15 protein-coding genes and 1 riboswitch are annotated in these 17,236 nt (G+C 71.2%); all 15 genes read right to left on the reverse strand.

Annotated features, from left to right (window positions below; translation table 11 throughout):
• Positions 1–3: 3 nt before the first annotated feature.
• A complete protein-coding gene (locus ACZ619_RS19755; RefSeq protein ID WP_469600289.1) occupies positions 4–1,323 on the reverse strand; it encodes a class I SAM-dependent methyltransferase in 1,320 nt (439 codons plus the stop codon).
• 248 nt (positions 1,324–1,571) lie between these two features.
• Complete coding sequence (locus tag ACZ619_RS19760) at positions 1,572–2,954, reverse strand: NAD(P)/FAD-dependent oxidoreductase (RefSeq protein ID WP_469600291.1); 1,383 nt, start codon at positions 2,952–2,954, stop codon at positions 1,572–1,574.
• A 434-nt stretch (positions 2,955–3,388) separates the two neighbouring features.
• Positions 3,389–4,330, reverse strand: coding sequence for a Ppx/GppA phosphatase family protein (locus ACZ619_RS19765; protein ID WP_469600293.1), 942 nt, complete (start codon positions 4,328–4,330; stop codon positions 3,389–3,391).
• A gap of 102 nt (positions 4,331–4,432) precedes the next feature.
• Positions 4,433–4,951 (reverse strand): DUF501 domain-containing protein, encoded by a 519-nt coding sequence (locus ACZ619_RS19770; protein ID WP_469600295.1) that lies wholly within the window; start codon positions 4,949–4,951, stop codon positions 4,433–4,435.
• Between the two features lie 29 nt (positions 4,952–4,980).
• The gene (locus tag ACZ619_RS19775) at positions 4,981–5,457 is read right to left on the reverse strand and encodes an FtsB family cell division protein (RefSeq protein ID WP_469600297.1); all 477 of its coding nucleotides are present in this window, start codon (positions 5,455–5,457) and stop codon (positions 4,981–4,983) included.
• A 116-nt stretch (positions 5,458–5,573) separates the two neighbouring features.
• Entirely contained in the window at positions 5,574–6,860 is a 1,287-nt protein-coding gene (gene eno, locus ACZ619_RS19780; protein WP_362320976.1) for a phosphopyruvate hydratase, read from the reverse strand.
• A 474-nt stretch (positions 6,861–7,334) separates the two neighbouring features.
• Positions 7,335–8,039, reverse strand: coding sequence for a transglycosylase family protein (locus ACZ619_RS19785; RefSeq protein WP_469600299.1), 705 nt, complete (start codon positions 8,037–8,039; stop codon positions 7,335–7,337).
• A 4-nt stretch (positions 8,040–8,043) separates the two neighbouring features.
• Positions 8,044–8,219: riboswitch (cyclic di-AMP (ydaO/yuaA leader) on the reverse strand.
• A 183-nt stretch (positions 8,220–8,402) separates the two neighbouring features.
• Positions 8,403–9,401, reverse strand: a complete 999-nt coding sequence (locus ACZ619_RS19790) for a transglycosylase family protein (protein ID WP_469600301.1) — start codon at positions 9,399–9,401, stop codon at positions 8,403–8,405.
• Between the two features lie 126 nt (positions 9,402–9,527).
• Complete coding sequence (locus tag ACZ619_RS19795) at positions 9,528–10,844, reverse strand: cytochrome P450 family protein (RefSeq protein ID WP_469600303.1); 1,317 nt, start codon at positions 10,842–10,844, stop codon at positions 9,528–9,530.
• 241 nt (positions 10,845–11,085) lie between these two features.
• Positions 11,086–12,117, reverse strand: coding sequence for a nucleoside triphosphate pyrophosphohydrolase (locus ACZ619_RS19800; RefSeq protein WP_469600305.1), 1,032 nt, complete (start codon positions 12,115–12,117; stop codon positions 11,086–11,088).
• A gap of 166 nt (positions 12,118–12,283) precedes the next feature.
• Positions 12,284–12,931, reverse strand: a complete 648-nt coding sequence (locus ACZ619_RS19805; protein WP_469600308.1) for a SurA N-terminal domain-containing protein — start codon at positions 12,929–12,931, stop codon at positions 12,284–12,286.
• A gap of 181 nt (positions 12,932–13,112) precedes the next feature.
• A complete protein-coding gene (locus tag ACZ619_RS19810; protein WP_469600310.1) occupies positions 13,113–13,940 on the reverse strand; it encodes a glycoside hydrolase domain-containing protein in 828 nt (275 codons plus the stop codon).
• Between the two features lie 104 nt (positions 13,941–14,044).
• On the reverse strand, positions 14,045–15,532 hold the full coding sequence (locus ACZ619_RS19815) for a protein kinase domain-containing protein (RefSeq protein WP_469600621.1): 1,488 nt from the start codon (positions 15,530–15,532) through the stop codon (positions 14,045–14,047).
• 38 nt (positions 15,533–15,570) lie between these two features.
• Positions 15,571–16,116 carry a hypothetical protein gene (locus tag ACZ619_RS19820; protein WP_469600313.1) on the reverse strand — a complete coding sequence of 182 codons (546 nt, stop codon included), beginning with the start codon at positions 16,114–16,116 and terminating at the stop codon, positions 15,571–15,573.
• A 235-nt stretch (positions 16,117–16,351) separates the two neighbouring features.
• Complete coding sequence (locus ACZ619_RS19825) at positions 16,352–17,068, reverse strand: HNH endonuclease family protein (protein ID WP_469600315.1); 717 nt, start codon at positions 17,066–17,068, stop codon at positions 16,352–16,354.
• Positions 17,069–17,236: the final 168 nt, after the last annotated feature.

Consider the following 17,236-nt stretch of genomic DNA (forward strand, 5'->3'; position numbering starts at 1 on the left):
GGTCTACGGCCTGCGCTCCTGCGCCGCCCGGTGCCAGGTGCGGGTGCGCAGCGGCAGCCCGGACGCGCCGGACGCGGGGGTCCGGACGGCCAGCACCTGGTTGACGCCGATGCGGTTGCGCTCGAAGGCGAGGGCGGAGGCGGCCATGTACAGCCGCCAGACGCGGGCCCGGCCGGGGCTGGTCAGCCGGACCGCGCGCGGCCAGTCGGCCTCCAGGTTGGCCACCCACCGGCGCAGGGTGCGGGCGTAGTGCTCGCGGATCGGCTCCACGTCCCGTACCTCGAACCCGGCCCGCTCCAGCAGGGTGACGGTGGTGCCGACCGGGGCGAGCTCGCCGTCGGGGAAGACGTACGCGTCGATGAACTCGTCCACGCTGTAGGCCGACTCGTCCTGCTGCGGGCGGCGCGCGATCTGGTGGTTCAGCAGCCGCCCGCCGGGCTTCAGCAGCGCGTACAGGTCCCGCGCGTACTCCAGGTACCGTTCGGCCCCCACGTGCTCGGCCATCCCGATCGACGAGATCGCGTCGTACGGCCCGTCCGTGACGTCCCGGTAGTCCTGGACCCTGATCTCCACCCGGTCCGTCAGGCCCTCGTCGGCGACCCGTTTACGGGCGTAGGCGGCCTGCTCCTGGGAGAGGGTGACCCCGACCACGCTCACGCCGTGCTCCCGGGCGGCCTGGATCGCCATCGAGCCCCAGCCGCAGCCGACGTCGAGCAGCCGCTGGCCGGGGGCCAGGCCGAGCTTCGCGCAGACGAGTTCGAGTTTGTCGCGCTGGGCGGTCTCCAGCGTCTCCGCCTCGTCGCCGGCCCCCCAGTAGGCGCAGGAGTACACCATCGACGGCCCGAGGACGATCTCGTAGAAGTCGTTCCCCACGTCGTAGTGGTGGCTGATGGCCTGTCTGTCGGTGCGGCGGGTGTGCAGATGGCGGTGTCTGCGCATCTCCTCGCGGGGCGGGGCGGGCGGGACCGGCGGCCCGGCGAGTCTGAACAGCTCGCGGACGGCGGCCCGCACCCGGGGCTCGCGCAGCGCCTGGACGAGGGTACGGCCGTCCTCGCCGCGCTCCCAGACCAGTCCCGCGATCGCGTCCAGCGCGGTGTACAGGTCGCCTTCGAGGTCCAGGTCGCCGGAGACCCAGGCCCGGGCCAGGCCCAGCTCTCCCGGTTTGAACAGCAGACGGCGCAGGGCACGGCGGTTGCGCAGGACGAACGTCGGCGCGTCCGGCGGCCCGGTCTCCGATCCGTCCCAGGCCCGCAGCCGTACCGGGAGCGGGACTCCCAGCACCTGCTCGGCAACGTTCCTCAGCCGCGACGCGGCGTCGGCCATGGCGCACACCTCCAAGACATCGATCCCGGATGCCGGTTACCACGTAAACACCGTGGGGGCAGCGGCACAGTCCCGCAAAGGAGTTACGACTGGGCAAAATAGCTGTACGGGCCATGCATATCGGAACGCGTGCCGTGTCCTGTCGCCTTGTCTTGCCTTGTCCCCGTCGTCCGGAAACGCCGAAGGACCTCCCGCACCACGGATGGCGGGAGGTCCTTCGGTTCGTTCAGTGCCGGCCGGACACCGGGTCAGGAAGCCTTGGCCCCGGTCTTGTCGGCCTTCGGGGCGGCGACCGGCGCGGGCTTGGCGGCCTCGTAGAACTCCTCGCGGGGGTTCTCCATGGCACCCAGGGACACGACCTCGCGCTTGAGGAACATGCCGAGGGTCCAGTCCGCGAAGATGCGGATCTTGCGGTTCCAGGTCGGCATCGCCAGACCGTGGTAGCCGCGGTGCATGTACCAGGCGAGACGGCCCTTGAGCTTGATCTTGGTCTTGCCCAGGACGATCATCGCGACGCCCTTGTGCAGACCCAGACCGGCGACCGCGCCCTTGTTGGCGTGGCTGTACTCCTTCTGCGGGAAGCCCCGCATGCCGGAGACCACGTTGTCGCCGAGGACCTTGGCCTGGCGCAGCGCGTGCTGCGCGTTCGGCGGGCACCAGGCGTTCTCGACACCGGCCTTGCGGGCGGCGACGTCCGGCACCTGGGCGTTGTCGCCCGCGGCCCAGATGTAGTCCGTGCCCTGCACCTGGAGGGTCGGGGCGGTGTCCACGTGGCCGCGCGGGCCCAGCGGCAGACCGTAACGGGCGAGCGCCGGGTTCGGCTTGACGCCGGCCGTCCAGACGATCGTGTTGGAGTCGACCTCCAGGCCGTTCTTCAGCACGACGTGACCGCCGACGCAGGAGTCCATCGAGGTGGAGAGGTAGATCTCCACACCGCGGCTCTCCAGGTGCTCCTTGCCGTACTGGCCGAGCTTCGGCCCGACCTCGGGAAGGATCTTGTCGGCAGCGTCGACCAGGATGAAGCGCATGTCCTCGCGGGACACGTTCTTGTAGTACTTCGCCGCGTCGCGGGCCATGTCCTCGACCTCGCCGATGGTCTCCGCGCCCGCGAAGCCACCGCCGATGAAGACGAAGGTGAGCGCCTTGCGGCGGATCTCCTCGTCGGTCGTCGAGTCGGCCTTGTCCAGCTGCTCGAGGACGTGGTTGCGCAGGCCGATGGACTCCTCGATGCCCTTCATACCGATGCCCTGCTCGGCGAGGCCGGGGATCGGGAAGGTGCGGGAGACCGCGCCGAGCGCGATGACCAGGTAGTCGAAGGGCAGCTCGTACGCCTCGCCGACCAGCGGGGCGATCGTGGCGACCTTGCGGTCCTGGTCGATGGTGGTGACCCGGCCGGTGAGGACCTCCGCCTTCGGCAGCACGCGTCGCAGCGGGACGACGACGTGCCGGGGGGAGATGCTGCCGGCGGCGGCTTCGGGGAGGAAGGGCTGGTAGGTCATGTACGACCGGGGGTCGACGACCGTGACGGTCGCCTCGCCGTAGCGCATCTTCTTGAGGATGCGCCGAGCTGCGTACAGGCCTACGTACCCACCGCCTACTACGAGGATCCTGGGACGCTCCGTGGTGCTCATGGCATCGAGTATCCACCCGCCCCGGGGGGCCCGCTCGTGCGCCCCTTCACAAGGTCCGACAGGGGTCGTGCTACACTCCGCGACCCACGTGACACAGGTCATGAACGGCACCGGGAACCCACTTCCGATACGACCCGTTGTCAATGCCGCGTGAGCTGCCTCTCCGGGCTCCCGAAGGCACCGTGAGGGCACCCGATGTCACCCTCGTCAGCACCCCGCGGGACACCCCCGGCACGCTCTCCTGAGCGCGCGCAAGGGCCCGTTGAGCCCCTGAACGGGCCAATGGGACCCCCTGGACCCCTCACCTGCGGGGAATTCCTTGTGAAGAACTTCACGAAGTTTTCCGGCGAGGTGTCGTGGCACGGCGTGTCGCGGCCCGAAAAGCCGCTCATACGACACCTGACCTGCTCAGGGGAGGCGCCGGCGGGCCCGGTCTAGGCGACCGACCAGGCGATGCCGTCCAGGATGTCGTGCTCGCTCACCACGACCTCGTCCGCGCCGATCCGCTCCATGATCGACCGGAGGACGAGGGCGCCCGCGCCGATGACGTCGACGCGTCCCGGGTGCATGGAGGGCACCCCCGCCCGCTCGGCGTGCGTCGAGCGCAGCAGCCACTCGGTGATCTCGCGGACGCGGGCGTAGGGGATGCGGGAGTGGTGGATGGCGGCGGAGTCGTACTCCGGCAGGTCCTGGTGGATGGCGGAGAGCGTGGTCACGGACCCGGCGAGGCCCACCAGGGTGCGCGCCTCGCGCAGCGGCACGGTCTCCTCGGCGAGGTCGAGGGCGCGCTCGATGTCGGCCCGCATGGCGGCCACCTCCGCCTCGGTGGGCGGGTCGCTGATCTGTCCCCCGTGCACGAGGTGCCGCTCGGTCATCCGTACGCAGCCGACGTCCACGGACCGCGCGGACCGCACGTGCCGCTCCCCGACGACGAACTCGGTCGAGCCGCCGCCGATGTCCACGACCAGGAACGGCCTGGCGAGGTCATCCCGGCCGGCCAGCTCCCGCGTGGCGCCGGTGAAGGAGAACTCGGCCTCCTGGTCGCCGCTGATGACCTCGGGCTCGACACCGAGGATGTCCAGCACCCCACGGACGAAGTCGTCCCGGTTCTCCGCGTCCCGGGACGCGGAGGTGGCCACGAACCGCAGCCGCTCCGCCCCGTACTCCTTGATGATCCCCGCGTACTCCCGGCAGGCCGCGAAGGTCCGCTCCAGCGCCTCGGGCGCGAGCCGCCCGGTCCGGTCGACCCCCTGTCCGAGCCGCACGATCACCATCCGCCGGTCCAGATCGACGAGTTCACCGGTCTCCGGGTCGGCGTCGGCGACGAGCAGCCGGATGGAGTTGGTACCGCAATCGATGGCGGCGACGCGGGTCATGGACGGTGTTCCTTCGCTGTCGGCGGTGGTTTCCCGGCCGGCCGGGACCGGCCGGCCGGGAAGGGGACGGGATGGCCGGGGGCGGCGCCCCCGGCGGGGGCGTCACGCGCCGGTGACGACGCAGGAGCCCTTGAGCCACCACTGGGGCAGCATCGCCAGGGCCTCGTCGCCCAGGGGGTTCACCCCGGGCCCCGCCGCCAGCGCGTGCGCGACGAGCACGTGCAGGCACTTCACCCGGTCCGGCATGCCGCCCGCGCTCGGGAAGCCGGTCAGCTCCTCGATCTCGTCCCGGCGCCGGATGTAGTCCTCGTGCGCGGCCCGGTAGGCCGCCGCCAGCTCGGGATCGCTCTCCAGCCGGGCCGTCATCTCCTTCATCACGCCGTTCGCCTCCAGCGTGCCGATGGCGGAGGCCGCCTTCGGGCACGTCAGGTAGTACAGCGTCGGGAAGGGCGTCCCGTCCGGCAGCCGCGGAGCGGTCTCCACGACGTCAGGCCGGCCGCACGGGCACCGGTGCGCGATCGCCCGCAGCCCGCGCGGCGGACGCCCGAGCTGCTCCTTGAAGGCCTCGACGTCGGCGTCGGTGGGCTCGGTACGCGGAGTGGAGGGCGGAGGCGTTTGCATGGCTGTGTTCTGCGTGGCTTTCTGTCGGTTCACTGGTCGGACGCGTCGGACTTGTCGACGCCGTCCCAGACGTTCGCGTACCAGGGCCGGTCGGCCGCCCCGAGGTAGGCGCGCGCCTGCTTGGCCGTACCGGGGTCGATCACGACGTACCCGGTCTCACCCGGCATCACGTAGTGCAGCCGCGCCCGGATCTGCTGCTCGGCGTAGGCGTCGTCCTGCCACCGCGCCTTGAGGTCGCGCAGCTGCTCGACCCGCTGCCGCGCCTGCTGCTGCTGGCGTTCGAGGTCGGCGATCTCGGCGCGCTGCGAGACGTACTGCCGCATCGGATAGGCGAGAGCGACGATCATCGTGCACAGCACGAGCGCGAGCAGGGCCGCGCGGCCGGTGAGCCGGGAGCGGCGGGCCTGCCGCTTGGTCTGGGAGCGGTAGACCCGGGCCGCCGTCTGCTCGCCGAGCAGCTTGAGCCTGGTCGCGGTGGAGAACCGGTCCCGGTCCTTCACGGCCATGTCCCCGCCTCCCTGATACGTGCGTACGTCCCCGCACACGGTACGGGACCGGGTACGGGGACGTACGTACGACTGGCTGAGCCTTACCTTCTACGGGCTCGGCGCGGCGGGTGTGCTCAGCCCTTGAAGCGCGGGAAGGCGGAGCGGCCGGCGTACACCGCCGCGTCGTCGAGGATCTCCTCGATGCGCAGCAGCTGGTTGTACTTGGCGACGCGCTCGGAGCGGGCCGGGGCGCCGGTCTTGATCTGGCCGCAGTTGGTGGCGACGGCAAGGTCGGCGATGGTGACGTCCTCGGTCTCACCGGAGCGGTGGGACATCATGCACTTGAAGCCGTTGCGCTGGGCCAGCTCGACGGCGTCCAGGGTCTCGGTCAGCGAACCGATCTGGTTCACCTTGACCAGCAGGGCGTTGGCGGTGCCCTCCTCGATGCCGCGGGCCAGGCGCTCCGGGTTGGTGACGAACAGGTCGTCGCCGACGAGCTGGACCTTGTCACCGAGCTTGTCGGTGATGACCTTCCAGCCGGCCCAGTCGTCCTCGAACAGCGGGTCCTCGATGGAGACGAGCGGGTAGGCCGCCACGAGCTCCTCGTAGTACTCGGTCATCTCGGCGGCCGAGCGGGACTTGCCCTCGAACTCGTACTTGCCGTCCTTGTAGAACTCGGACGCGGCGACGTCGAGCGCGAGCGCGATCTGCTCACCGGGGACGTAACCGGCCTGCTTGACGGCCTCCAGGATGAGGTCGAGCGCGGCGCGGTTGGACTCCAGGTTCGGGGCGAAGCCGCCCTCGTCGCCGAGACCGGTCGACAGGCCCTTGGCCTTCAGGACCTTCTTGAGGGTGTGGTAGACCTCGGCACCCCAGCGCAGCGCCTCGGAGAAGGACTCCGCGCCGATCGGGGCGATCATGAACTCCTGGATGTCCACGTTGGAGTCCGCGTGCGAACCGCCGTTGAGGATGTTCATCATCGGCACCGGCAGCAGGTGCGCGTTCGGGCCGCCCAGGTAGCGGAAGAGCGGCAGGTCGGACGCCTCGGAGGCGGCGTGCGCGACGGCGAGGGAGACGCCGAGGATGGCGTTGGCGCCGAGCGAGCCCTTGTTGTCGGTGGCGTCCAGGTCGAACATGGCCTGGTCGATCAGGCGCTGCTCGGTGGCGTCGTAGCCGACCAGCTCCGGGCCGATCTGCTCGATCACGGCGAGGACGGCCTTCTCGACACCCTTGCCGAGGTAGCGGTTGGGGTCGCCGTCACGAAGCTCGATGGCCTCGAAGGCACCCGTGGAGGCACCGGACGGAACGGCGGCACGACCCGTGCTGCCGTCGTCGAGGCCGACCTCGACCTCGACCGTGGGGTTGCCTCGGGAGTCCAGGATTTCCCGGGCTACGACGACGTCGATGGACGGCACGAGCATCTCCTTCGTGGGATGTGGCGCGATGTGACGCTGGTGGTGCGCGGCGGTGTGCCTTGCGACTAGAGCCTAACCGTCCCGGGGCCGTCGGCCAGCCGACCGACCGGCCCGTGGACACACTGACGGTACTCATTGTTCACGCACGGAACAAAGGGGGCCCCGATGAAGAACGGGAGAAGAGCGGGCCACGACGGGAGGTGAGCGGGGCCGGGAGAGGCGCCGGGCGGGCCACGAAGGGGCGCCGGACGGGGCGTGGCGGGGCGCCGGGCGGGTCGTGGCGGGTCCGGGAGAGGCGCGGCGGGGCCGGGCGGAAGAAACCCCGCCCCGGTGCGTACGGGGGAAAACGCACCGGGGCGGGGGTCCGTGGGGGACGGGGGTGGCCCTCACGTGGTCCCTACTATGAGGACCACGGTTGTGAGAGCGCTGTGGTTCAGCTGGGTGCCGCTTAATACTTCGGCCGGCACCCCGTCGTACGGCCTACTTCAGGTGCAGCTGCTGGCCCGGGTAGATGAAGTCGGCGTCCTCGACGATGTCCTTGTTCAGCTTGAACAGGGCCTGCCAGCCGCCCTTGACCTTGTGCTTCAGGGCGATCGAGCTGAGGGTGTCGCCCTTGACGACCTTGTACTCGCCGTCGCCCTTCTTGACCGTCTTGCCGGCCGGCGTGGTCACGGTCGCGGCGGCCGGACGCTCGGCGGAGCGGGAGGCGGCCTGGGTGTCGGTCGAGCGGGTGGCGGTGCCGGCGCCGGTGCCGCTGCTCGACGAGCTGGAGGACCCGGTGCCGGAGGAGGCGGTGCTGCTGCCCGTGTAGGCGGCGCTGGACAGGCCCGTGCCGCAGACCGGCCAGGCACCCTTGCCCTGCGCGGCGAGGACCTTCTCGGCGATCTGGATCTGCTGCGTCTTGGTGGCCAGGTTGGCCGTGGAGGCGTACGCGGTGCCGCCGTACGCGGCCCAGGTGGAGGCCGAGAACTGCAGGCCGCCGTAGTAGCCGTTGCCGGTGTTGATGGCCCAGTTGCCGCCCGACTCGCACTGGGCGACGGCGTCCCACTCGGAGGCGGTGGCGGCGGAGGCGCTGCCGGCCGCCATCAGCGGGGCGGCGACGGCGACACCGGTGACACCGGCGACGGCGATGGCGCGGACGGCCTTGGACGGGCGGCGATGCTTGCCCTTGCTGGAGAACAGCATGGATGGATCCCCTCACCGACGCCTGCGAGGTGAGCTGTCGGGTTCGGGCCGGTTGAGTTGCCCGGCCGCACGCCCGCTCTCACGGGTCGCGCGGCTCCACCCCTAGCCGGTTCCAGCGTCAACCGCTGGGCCCGGCACCTACCTTGGGTCCCCCGCTCCTGCCCACGGCGCTTGACGCGACGACTGTTCCCGGGCGGCCGCTGGCAGGACTCGGCGTTGCGACGGCCGGGGCTCGCGGTGACGAGCGGCCTTGACCGTAAACAGGCGATCAGGTGAATTTCAAAGATGATCAGGGCCTTTGAGACTCATCCCACACTTTCACCAAACCGGACATTTAACGCCGAAGCGGGGCGTCAACTCCGTCTACTTTTCGTCCGTTTCGCTGCTGAGTTTCAGGGTCTGACCGGGGGCGATGTGGTTCGGGTCGGTACCGATGTCGGCCTTGTTCGCGGCGTAGAGCGCGCGCCACCCGCCGTCGAGACCAAGGGAGTCGGCGATGGAGGCGAGGGTGTCGCCGTCACGGACGACATAGGTGCCGGCATCACGCGAGGCATGACGGCCGGACGACGCGGCCTTCTGACCGCCCGTCACGCCTTCGTCCGCCGAGCCGCCGCGGTGCTTGCCGCCGCTGCTGACGGCCCCGGTGTCGACCAGATCCCAAGACCCACCGGTCTGCTCGGAATTGTCCGAGTCTGCGCTTTCGGGGAGGACGGGATTCTCGCTCGCCTTCGAGGTGCTCGAACCGGAAGACGCCGACTTGTCCTTCTTGGGTGATTCGGTGGACTTGTCACCCTTGGAGTCGGTGCTCGCGCTCGCGCTCGGCGACGGGGTGGCCGAGTCGCCGCTGTCCGAGGTGTCCGAGGAGGCGGACGAGCCGGAGTCCGAGGAACCGGTCGCGTCCGACGAGTCCGACAGCCCGGAGGAGGTGTCCGAGGACGTGTCGTCCCCGCTCCCGTCGACGCCCGTGTCCACGTCCACGGAGGCGTCGTCGGAGGAGAGCCCGGAGAGCAGGGCGCAGGTCCGCCAGGGCTTGGTGCCCTGGTCGGCGAGGATCTTCTCGGCGACGGCTATCTGCTGCGAACGGCTCGCCTGGTCCGGCGTGACGGCGTACTCCTGGCCGCCGTACTGGTCCCAGTCGTCCTGCGACATCTGCAGGCCGCCGTAGTAGCCGTTGCCGGTGTCGGCGCTCCAGGAGCCGCCGCTCTCGCACTCGGCCACCTTGTCCCATGTGGTGCCGTCGGCCGCGTTGGCGCTCGCCGCGCCGAGCAGCGGGATGGCGATGGCGGAGCCGGTCACCCCGGCCGCGACAAGGAGGGCCGGAGCCTGACGGGGGCGCCGGTGACGGCCGTTCCCGGAGAGCATGCGGAAACCTTTCGAGCGACAGCGATGACCGGTGCGGCGGGTCCCGCAGGGGCGCCGCACTGATGGGTGAACGTATAGGCAGACGATCACTTGTCACAAGTTAATGCCGCACAGATCACGTGAAGATCACAGAGTTGAGTGCTGGTCACCTTCGCTGGTGGGCGGCTCGGCGGCCCGCGGAGTGAACTCCACGGGCAGCGTGCGCAGTCCGCGCATGATGAGTCCGCCGCGCCACCTCAACTCGCTCGTGTCCCCCGCGAGCCGCAGGTCAGGGAGCCGGGTGAGCAGGCCGGCGAGCGCGGTCCGGCCCTCCAGCCGGGCGAGCGGGGCACCCAGGCAGTAGTGAATGCCGTGGCCGTATCCGAGGTGCTGGTTGTCGCGCCGGGAGAGGTCGAGGGTGTCCGGCTCGGCGAACCGCTCCGGGTCCCGGTCCGCCGCCGCGAGCACGACGAGCACGGGGTCGCCGGCCGCGATGTGCCGTCCGCCGATGCCGAGCGGCTCCGTGGCGAACCGCCAGGTGGCCAGCTCCACCGGACCGTCGTAGCGGAGGAGTTCCTCGACACCGGTCTCCAGCAGCCCCTGCTCACCGGCGGCGAGCGAGTCCTGCAGACGGGCGCGCTGCTCGGGGTGGGTGAGCAGGGCGTACATCCCGTTCCCGATCAGGTTGACGGTCGTCTCGAACCCGGCGAACAGCAGGATGAAGGCCATGGCGGCGGCCTCGTTCTCGGTGAGCTGCTCGCCGTGGTCCGAGGCCCGGATGAGCCCGGAGATGAGGTCCTCGCCCGGGCCCGCCTCGGCGGGCAGCGCCTCGCGCTTGCGGTGGATCAGCTCGGCCAGGTACCCCCGCATCTTCTTCACGGACCGCGCGACCCCGCCCCGGGGCCCGCCGCCGTGCCGGATCATCATCCCCGCCCAGTCCCGGAAGTCGTCCTGGTCCTCGGGCGGGACGCCGAGCAGGTCGCAGATGGCGTAGATGGGGAGCGGGAACGCGAACTCGTGGATGAGGTCGGCGGATCCGGTCGCCGCGAACCCGTCGATCAGCCGGTCGGTCAGCTCCTGCACCCGCGGCGCGAACTCGGCCACCCGGCGCGGGGTGAACGCCTTGCTCACCAGGCGCCGCAGCCGCGTGTGGTCCGGCGGGTCGATGTTCAGCAGATGCGTCATCAGCTCGGCCTTGCGCTCTCCGGGAATCCCGGTCTTCCCCTTCGCGTGCGCGGGCTCGTCGTGATGCGCGGGGTTCTTGGACAGCCGGGGGTCGGCGAGGGCCAGCTTGGCGTCCTGGTACCGGGTGACCAGCCAGGCTTCCACGCCGCTGGGGAGCGTGGTGCGGTGGACGGGTGCGTTCCGGCGGAGCCAGGCGTAGGCGGGGTACGGATCCGTCGCGAACTCCCAGCTGAAGAGTTCGGGGGCGGCGCTGTCGTCGGGGCTGAGCTGGTCGGTCACTCCCAGACGGTACCGGGCTCCTCCCCCGGGCCCACCCTCCGCACCCGGACCACCCTGCGAAGCCCAACGTCCGAGCGGCCGCAGGCACAGCCGCCGCGAGCACACCGGCCACGTACGGCGGCACGCGGTCCCGCTACCGCGACTGCCTTTCGCGCCTCGGCTCCCGCGGCTGCCTTCCCCGGCTCCGCCCCCTTGGCTGCCTTGCGCGGGTTCCTCGTCGCGTCTTTCCTTCGCCTCCCCTCTAGCCCTCTTCTCCCTCTTCTCCTTCTTCTCCTTCTTCCTCGGTCTCTTCTTCTCCCTTCTCGGTCTGCCTGATCGCGTCGCGGTAGGTGCGGGCCGCCGCGCGGAGTGCCGCCTCCGGGTCCACCCCGTCCGCCTCGGCGCGGGCCGCCAGCGCGAGCAGCTCGTAGCCGATGCCCTCGCCCGCCGGCAGCGGGACGTCCAGGCCGGCCGTGCGGACGCGGGAGGTGAGCTTGGCGGCGAGGGCGAGGCCGGGCTGGCCGAGCGGGACGCCGTCGGTCACCGAGGTGCGGCGCTTCTCCTGGGCCTTGGTGCGCAGCCAGTGCTCCTTGACCTCCTCGGGCGTGGAAGCGGTCTCGTCGCCGAAGACGTGCGGGTGGCGGTGGATCAGCTTGGCGACTATGCCGCCGGCCACGTCGTCCACGGAGAACGGCGCCTCCGCGTCCTCCTCGGCGATCCTGGAGTGGAAGACGACCTGGAGCAGGACGTCGCCCAGTTCCTCGCGCAGTTCGTCGCGGTCGCCCTCCTCGATCGCCTCGACGAGTTCGTACGCCTCCTCGATGCCGTACTTCGCCAGTCCCTTGTGGGTCTGCCGGGACGACCAGGGGCACTCCAGCCGGATGCGGTCCATGACCTGGACGAGGTCGAGGAGGCGGGCGCCGGGCAGGTCGTAGGAGGCGGGCAGGAGCTCCAGCTCGGGCATCCGGACCCGGCCGGAGCCGGCGAGGCGGGCCAGGCCGTCGGTGAGCGCGGGCTCGCCCTCCCCCGTCGCCACGACCACCACCGTCCGGCCGCCGGCGCAGGAGTCGACCAGTTCCTGAGCGGTGGGCGCGGCCTGGTCCACGATGATGCCGGCCTCCCGCAGGTACGGCAGCTGCGGGTGGGCGCCGTCCGCGCACAGCACACGGTCCGCGGCGCGCAGCGCCTGCCAGGCGGGCCAGGACAGCAGGCCGGGGGCGACACGGTGGCTGGTGGTGAGCAGGACGGCACGGCCGACGTCGGCGGTGGTGGGTTCGGGCCTGGTGGTGTTCACGCTCCGAACGTAACGCACCGCCGCCGCCGACCTCGCGGTTTGTCCACAGGGCCGGAACGATCAAGCGATCGTACGACCGCTAGCCCCTGCCCGGCCCTTCCCGCCGGCCTTCCCGTCGCCCCTACCCTCCGGCGCCCTCTGTCGACCTCCGGCGCCCTCCGGCGCGCTACGCCGAGACCTGGGTTCCGGCCGAGGTGACCTCGCGTACCCACGGCGTCTTGGCGTCCACGCGGCTGCTCTTCTGGACGTCCCAGGCGCCGTAGCGCGGGTTGAGGTCGACGTGGAGCTCCCCGGAGGCACTGGCCAGGGCCTTCCAGAAGGCGGGCTGCGAGGTGTCGGTGCCGAGCAGCTGGGCGAGCTTCTGGGCCTCCACCTGGAAGCGGAGGTTGTCGTCCAGGCGGCTGGGGGCGATGCCGTACTTCTGGAGCCAGGCGGTCTGCAGCCCCTTGGCGCCGCCGGCCTGCTGTTCGAGGCTGGTGCGCATCGTCTCGACGTCCTTGCGGGTGACGCTGACGCCCGCGTTCTGCGCGGCCCGGTGCAGCACCTGGTCGAGGACCATGTTGTACAGGGTGTCCCGGGTGAGGCTGCTGGTGGACGCGAGCACCTGCTGGTACTGCGTGTCGTCCGAGACCGCCGCCCGCTGGGCCCTGCGCACCTCGTTCACGCGGTTCTCCAGCTGCGCGACGGTGATCCGCCGGCCGCCGACGACGGCCGCCGCACCCGGGTGCGCGCCGCTTCCGCAGGCGGTGAGGAAGGGGGCCGCGGCGGCGATCGCGGCGGAGAGGACGAGCGCGTTGCGACGGCGGCGGTGCAAGGATGCCTCCCGAGGAGATTGTGCGACGGTGCACAAAGTCTTGCGGTGATCGATGGTAGGCAGTGGTCCGGCTCTGGCCAACCCATTCGACCAACGATTCACACGCGTATCCGGCACCGCCGCGCCACCCCCCGGAAGGGTTTGCGGATCGGACCGCGCCCGGCCCGCGGGCGGCCCGCGCTCAGCCCGTGATCGCCACCGGGGCGTCCCAGGCGTCGCGGTCCACGGTGATCGTGTACCCGCCGCGCGTCTCCTTGCTGTTCACCATGTACTGGTGGGCCCGGCTGTGCCCGGTGTACTGGGACGCGCCGAACGGCCAGTCCGTCGTGGTGGTGTTCTTCTTGTCCCACAGCGCGTACCAGAGGTTGCCCGGCAGGTCGGTCCGGTCGGTCGCGGCGGCGATCGCCTTGGCGCTGGAACTGGTGAAGCCGTAGTAGCCCGCGCGGTACGTCTTGGCGCGCAGCTGCTTGTCGAAGGCGCGCACATAGGTGAGCACGGCGTTGTTGCACGTCGTGTCCGTCGTGTCGTACGCCTCCATGTCGAGGTAGACGGGGCTGCCGGCCTTCATGCCGAGGGCGGCGGCCTTGGCGACCGCGTCGTTGGCGTCGGCGGTGCCCAGGGAGGCGGCCGTGGAGGCGGTCATCTTCTCCGGGCTGGAGCCGGTCTGGCAGGACGGCTGGGCACCGACGTAGAGCGGGATGAGCTTCCAGCCGGCCGCGGAGACGGACTTGACCCAGGAGGCGGTGAGGTTGGGCTGGGCGCAGCCGCGGTTCTTGCCGCCCACGTAGACGGCGGCGGCGCCGTAGAAGCCGGTGTTCCAGGCCTTCATCGCGGCGAGGGAGGGCGCGGCGCAGGTGTCGAAGGCGCGGCCGGTGTACGTCTTCTGGGCGGGCCAGGTGGTGGCGGCCATGGAGGTCTGCGCGGCGATCCCGGCTCCGGCGACGACGGCGGCACCCGCGACACCCCAGGTGACGTATCTGCGCTTCTTGGACTGCCGATGGCTGGACATGACGGACCCCACCCCTGTGTGTGCACTGTGCGCGAAAGTTCGCGGAAAACGGAGCGCAACCTATCAGGGGCGGTCCGACGGGCCACAGGTCAGGGGCGGTACCGCTAGCCGCGCACCTGTCCCAGCCACAGCAGCGTCCGCCGGACCTCGCCCGCCAGGGGGTGGCCGGGCCCGTGCAGCCGCTCCACGTCGAACAGCAGCCGCGCCAGGGTGTCGTGCGCGGCCGGCCGGTCGCCGAGCGCGAGCAGCAGGTGCCCGATCCGGCGGCGCACGTCGTGCGCGAGCCGCGGGTCGCCGGCCACGTACTGGTTCTCGTAGTACGGCAGCAGCGCGCGGTACTCGGCGAGCGCCGCCGCCGGTTCGCCGAGCTGTTCCAGGCACTGGGCGGCCTCGTAGCGGAAGCGCAGCGACTGGGTGTCGGCCTGGCCGGCCTCGGCGGCGCGTTCGTCGGCGAGACGGCGCAGTTCGGGCAGCGCGCGCCGGTACTGCCCGTCGTCCATCAGCGTGGCCGCGTACTGCTTGCGCAGGGTGCGTACGACCGTGGAACGCTCCCCGTGCTGGTCCGCGGCGACCGGCAGGATCGCGCCCAGGATGTCGACGGCCTGGGTGATGCGCCCTTCCCCGAGCAGCCGCTTGACCTCGTCGACGGCCTGGGCGACATCGGGCTTGCCGGGTACGGCGGCCACGGGGGCGGCGGGCTGCGGGGCGGGCGTCCGGGCGCGGTCCGGCCAGGGGGCGTGCGGGCGCAGGAAGGGGCGCGTGGGATCCAGGTGCGCCCCGCTGTGGGTGCCGCGCGCGGGCAGCAGCGGGACGAGGTCCTCATACACCTCCTGCGCGGCGGCGGGGCGGTGCTGCGGGTCCTTCGCGAGCAGCCGCAGCACCAGCGCCTCCAGGGCCTCGGGCACCTCGGACCGGAGCCGGCGCACGGGCACCGGCTGCTCGTACAGGTGCCGGTGCAGCACGCCGAGCGAGGTGGAACCGGCGAACGGCACCTCCCCGCTGAGCAGTTCGTGCAGCAGCACCCCGAGCGCGTACAGGTCCGTGTAGGGGCCTACGGAGCCGCCCATCGCCTGCTCGGGCGCCATGTAGGCGGGCGAGCCGATGGGTACGCCGGTGTGGGTGAGGCGGGTGGTGTCGGTGTCCATCACGGAGGCGACGCCGAGGTCCAGGACGACGATCGTGCCGTCCTGCCTGACCATCAGGTTGCGGGGCTTGAGGTCGCGGTGGACGATCGGCACGGCGTGCACGGCGCTCAGCACGGCGCACAGCTGCGCGGCCACCGCGACCGCCCACTGCCAGGGGTAGGGGGTGTGCTCGGCCAGGTGGCCGGCCAGGTCGGTGCCATCCACGTGCTGCATGACGAGGTACAGCTCGTCGCCCTCGGTGCCCGCGTCGTGCACGGTGACCAGGCCGGGGTGGTCGACCTGCGCGGTCACCCGGCACTCGCGCAGGAACCGCCGGCGCAGTTCGTCGGCCTCCGCGCCCGCCACCCGGTCGGGGCGCAGCAGCTTCACCGCCACGCGCCGGTCGAGCCGCTGGTCGTATCCCGTCCAGACCTGGCCCATGCCGCCCTGCCCGATGAGCGTGGACAGCTCGTAGCGATCGGCGACGACTCGTCCTGCCGCCACGGTCACCTTCCGCCCTCGTGGCGGCCGTCATGGTTGCGCAGGTAGTCACTGAGCTCGTCGAGTTCGGCGCGCACCTGCTCGATCCGCTCGGGCGCCGGGCGCTGGGGCGGCGGCGGGACCGAGGGCTGCGCGAGCGGCGGCTGCGGAATCGGGGGCACGGTGTGCGGGGGCGGAGTGTGCGCGGGCGGCACGTGCGGCGGCGGGGTGTGCGGGCCGAGCGGCGTCGACGCCGTGGTGAACGGGGAGGCGGGGGGCGCGTAGCCGTACGTCTGCGCCGCGTACGCCGCGCGCTGCCGCTGGAAGTGGCGCACCTCGGCGATGACGTAGTACAGCGTCGCCGCCAGGAGCGCGCCGAACAGCAGCACGATCCCCAGGTAGCCGCCGACGGTGTGCACCTCGTCGCCGGGCTCGGTGGCCAGCAGCACGAGGCTGAGGACGTCGGCCGCCCCCACCGTGACCAGCAGGCCGTAGTCCACCGATCTTCGGGTCAGGACGGCCAGCCGCAGCAGCATCAGCCACGCCATGAAGCCGCAGCTGAACAATCCCATCGCCACGAACACCAAACGCAACAGGACCACTACACCCTCGTGCGGCGGCCGCTGCACCGGCTGCGCATGGCCCTGGCCTTGCATGGTCGCTCCTGTTATTTCCTGAAAAGGGGCGTACGTGCCCGTCCGGCGCTCCGTTCGCGGACAACACCGGTCGTGCGATGGTCGCTTCGAGCATATGGCCCGACACCGACGAGCGGTCCGGGTTGTATCGAACCGTTGTGGTGCCGACGCCTCAGCGGGCCTTGAACCGGGACGGGGCCTTGGTCGGGTTGCCGCCCGTGGGGATCTTCTGGTTCGGGCAGTCGGCGAGGACCTTCTTCATCGCGGCCTTCTCGGCGGCGGTGGCCCACAGGCCGTACTTCTTCTTCACCGCGACCTGCGCGGCGACATAGGTGCAGCGGTAGGAGGTGTTGGCCGGGAGCCAGGTGGCCGCGTCGCCGTCGCCCTTGCCGCGGTTGGCGCTGGCGTTGACGGCCAGGAGGTTCAGCGGGTCGTTGGCCAGGGCTATGCGCTTGCTGGCGTCCCAGTACTTGGCGCCCTTCTGCCAGGCGTCCGAGAGGGCGACCAGGTGGTCTATGTCGACCAGGCTGCGGCCGCGCCGGTAGACGACCTCCTTGCCGGAGTAGGGGTCCGACTCCAGGACGCCGTAGGAGACCTTGCAGTCGCCGTCCGTGAACTTCACGTCCTTCAGGTCGCGCTTGAGTATGTCGTCCCGGGTGTCGCAGGAGTTGGAGTCGGTGTCGGCCCAGGCGGAGCCGAACTTCTCCCGGGAGTAACCGGTCTTCGGGGACCGGCCCTTGACGGTCAGCGAGTCGGCGGCGGCCACGGCCGCTCCCCCGCTGCCGGTGCCCTCGGCGCCGGAACTCCCCTTGTCCTGAAGATCCTTGCATCCGGTCACGGCGAAGATCATGACGACGGCGGTGACCGCCCCGCCCCTCAGACGCGTCACGTGCGCCCCCTCCTGCTTGCCCTGGTCCGCCGCCGCACGGGCGGATTCGCGGGATATCCGCAGGTCCCACGGTAACCGCCGTACGGCTACGGCCAGATGGGACCTAAAGGGGGCGAACGCGTCAACTCGGTCTTACCGTTGCCACATTGGGATCCTCGGAGAAGCCCG

The sequence above is a fragment of the Streptomyces sp. NPDC104367 genome (assembly GCF_055583825.1).

Excerpts from the sequence above, each read along its gene's own strand:
- ACZ619_RS19755 (WP_469600289.1), bottom strand. The coding sequence starts at position 1,323 with ATGGCCGACGCCGCGTCGCGGCTGAGGAACGTTGCCGAGCAGGTGCTG.
- ACZ619_RS19760 (WP_469600291.1), bottom strand. The coding sequence starts at position 2,954 with ATGAGCACCACGGAGCGTCCCAGGATCCTCGTAGTAGGCGGTGGGTAC.
- ACZ619_RS19765 (WP_469600293.1), bottom strand. The coding sequence starts at position 4,330 with ATGACCCGCGTCGCCGCCATCGATTGCGGTACCAACTCCATCCGGCTG.
- ACZ619_RS19770 (WP_469600295.1), bottom strand. The coding sequence starts at position 4,951 with ATGCAAACGCCTCCGCCCTCCACTCCGCGTACCGAGCCCACCGACGCC.
- ACZ619_RS19775 (WP_469600297.1), bottom strand. The coding sequence starts at position 5,457 with ATGGCCGTGAAGGACCGGGACCGGTTCTCCACCGCGACCAGGCTCAAG.
- eno (WP_362320976.1), bottom strand. The coding sequence starts at position 6,860 with ATGCTCGTGCCGTCCATCGACGTCGTCGTAGCCCGGGAAATCCTGGAC.
- ACZ619_RS19785 (WP_469600299.1), bottom strand. The coding sequence starts at position 8,039 with ATGCTGTTCTCCAGCAAGGGCAAGCATCGCCGCCCGTCCAAGGCCGTC.
- ACZ619_RS19790 (WP_469600301.1), bottom strand. The coding sequence starts at position 9,401 with ATGCTCTCCGGGAACGGCCGTCACCGGCGCCCCCGTCAGGCTCCGGCC.
- ACZ619_RS19810 (WP_469600310.1), bottom strand. The coding sequence starts at position 13,940 with ATGTCCAGCCATCGGCAGTCCAAGAAGCGCAGATACGTCACCTGGGGT.
- ACZ619_RS19820 (WP_469600313.1), bottom strand. The coding sequence starts at position 16,116 with ATGGGATTGTTCAGCTGCGGCTTCATGGCGTGGCTGATGCTGCTGCGG.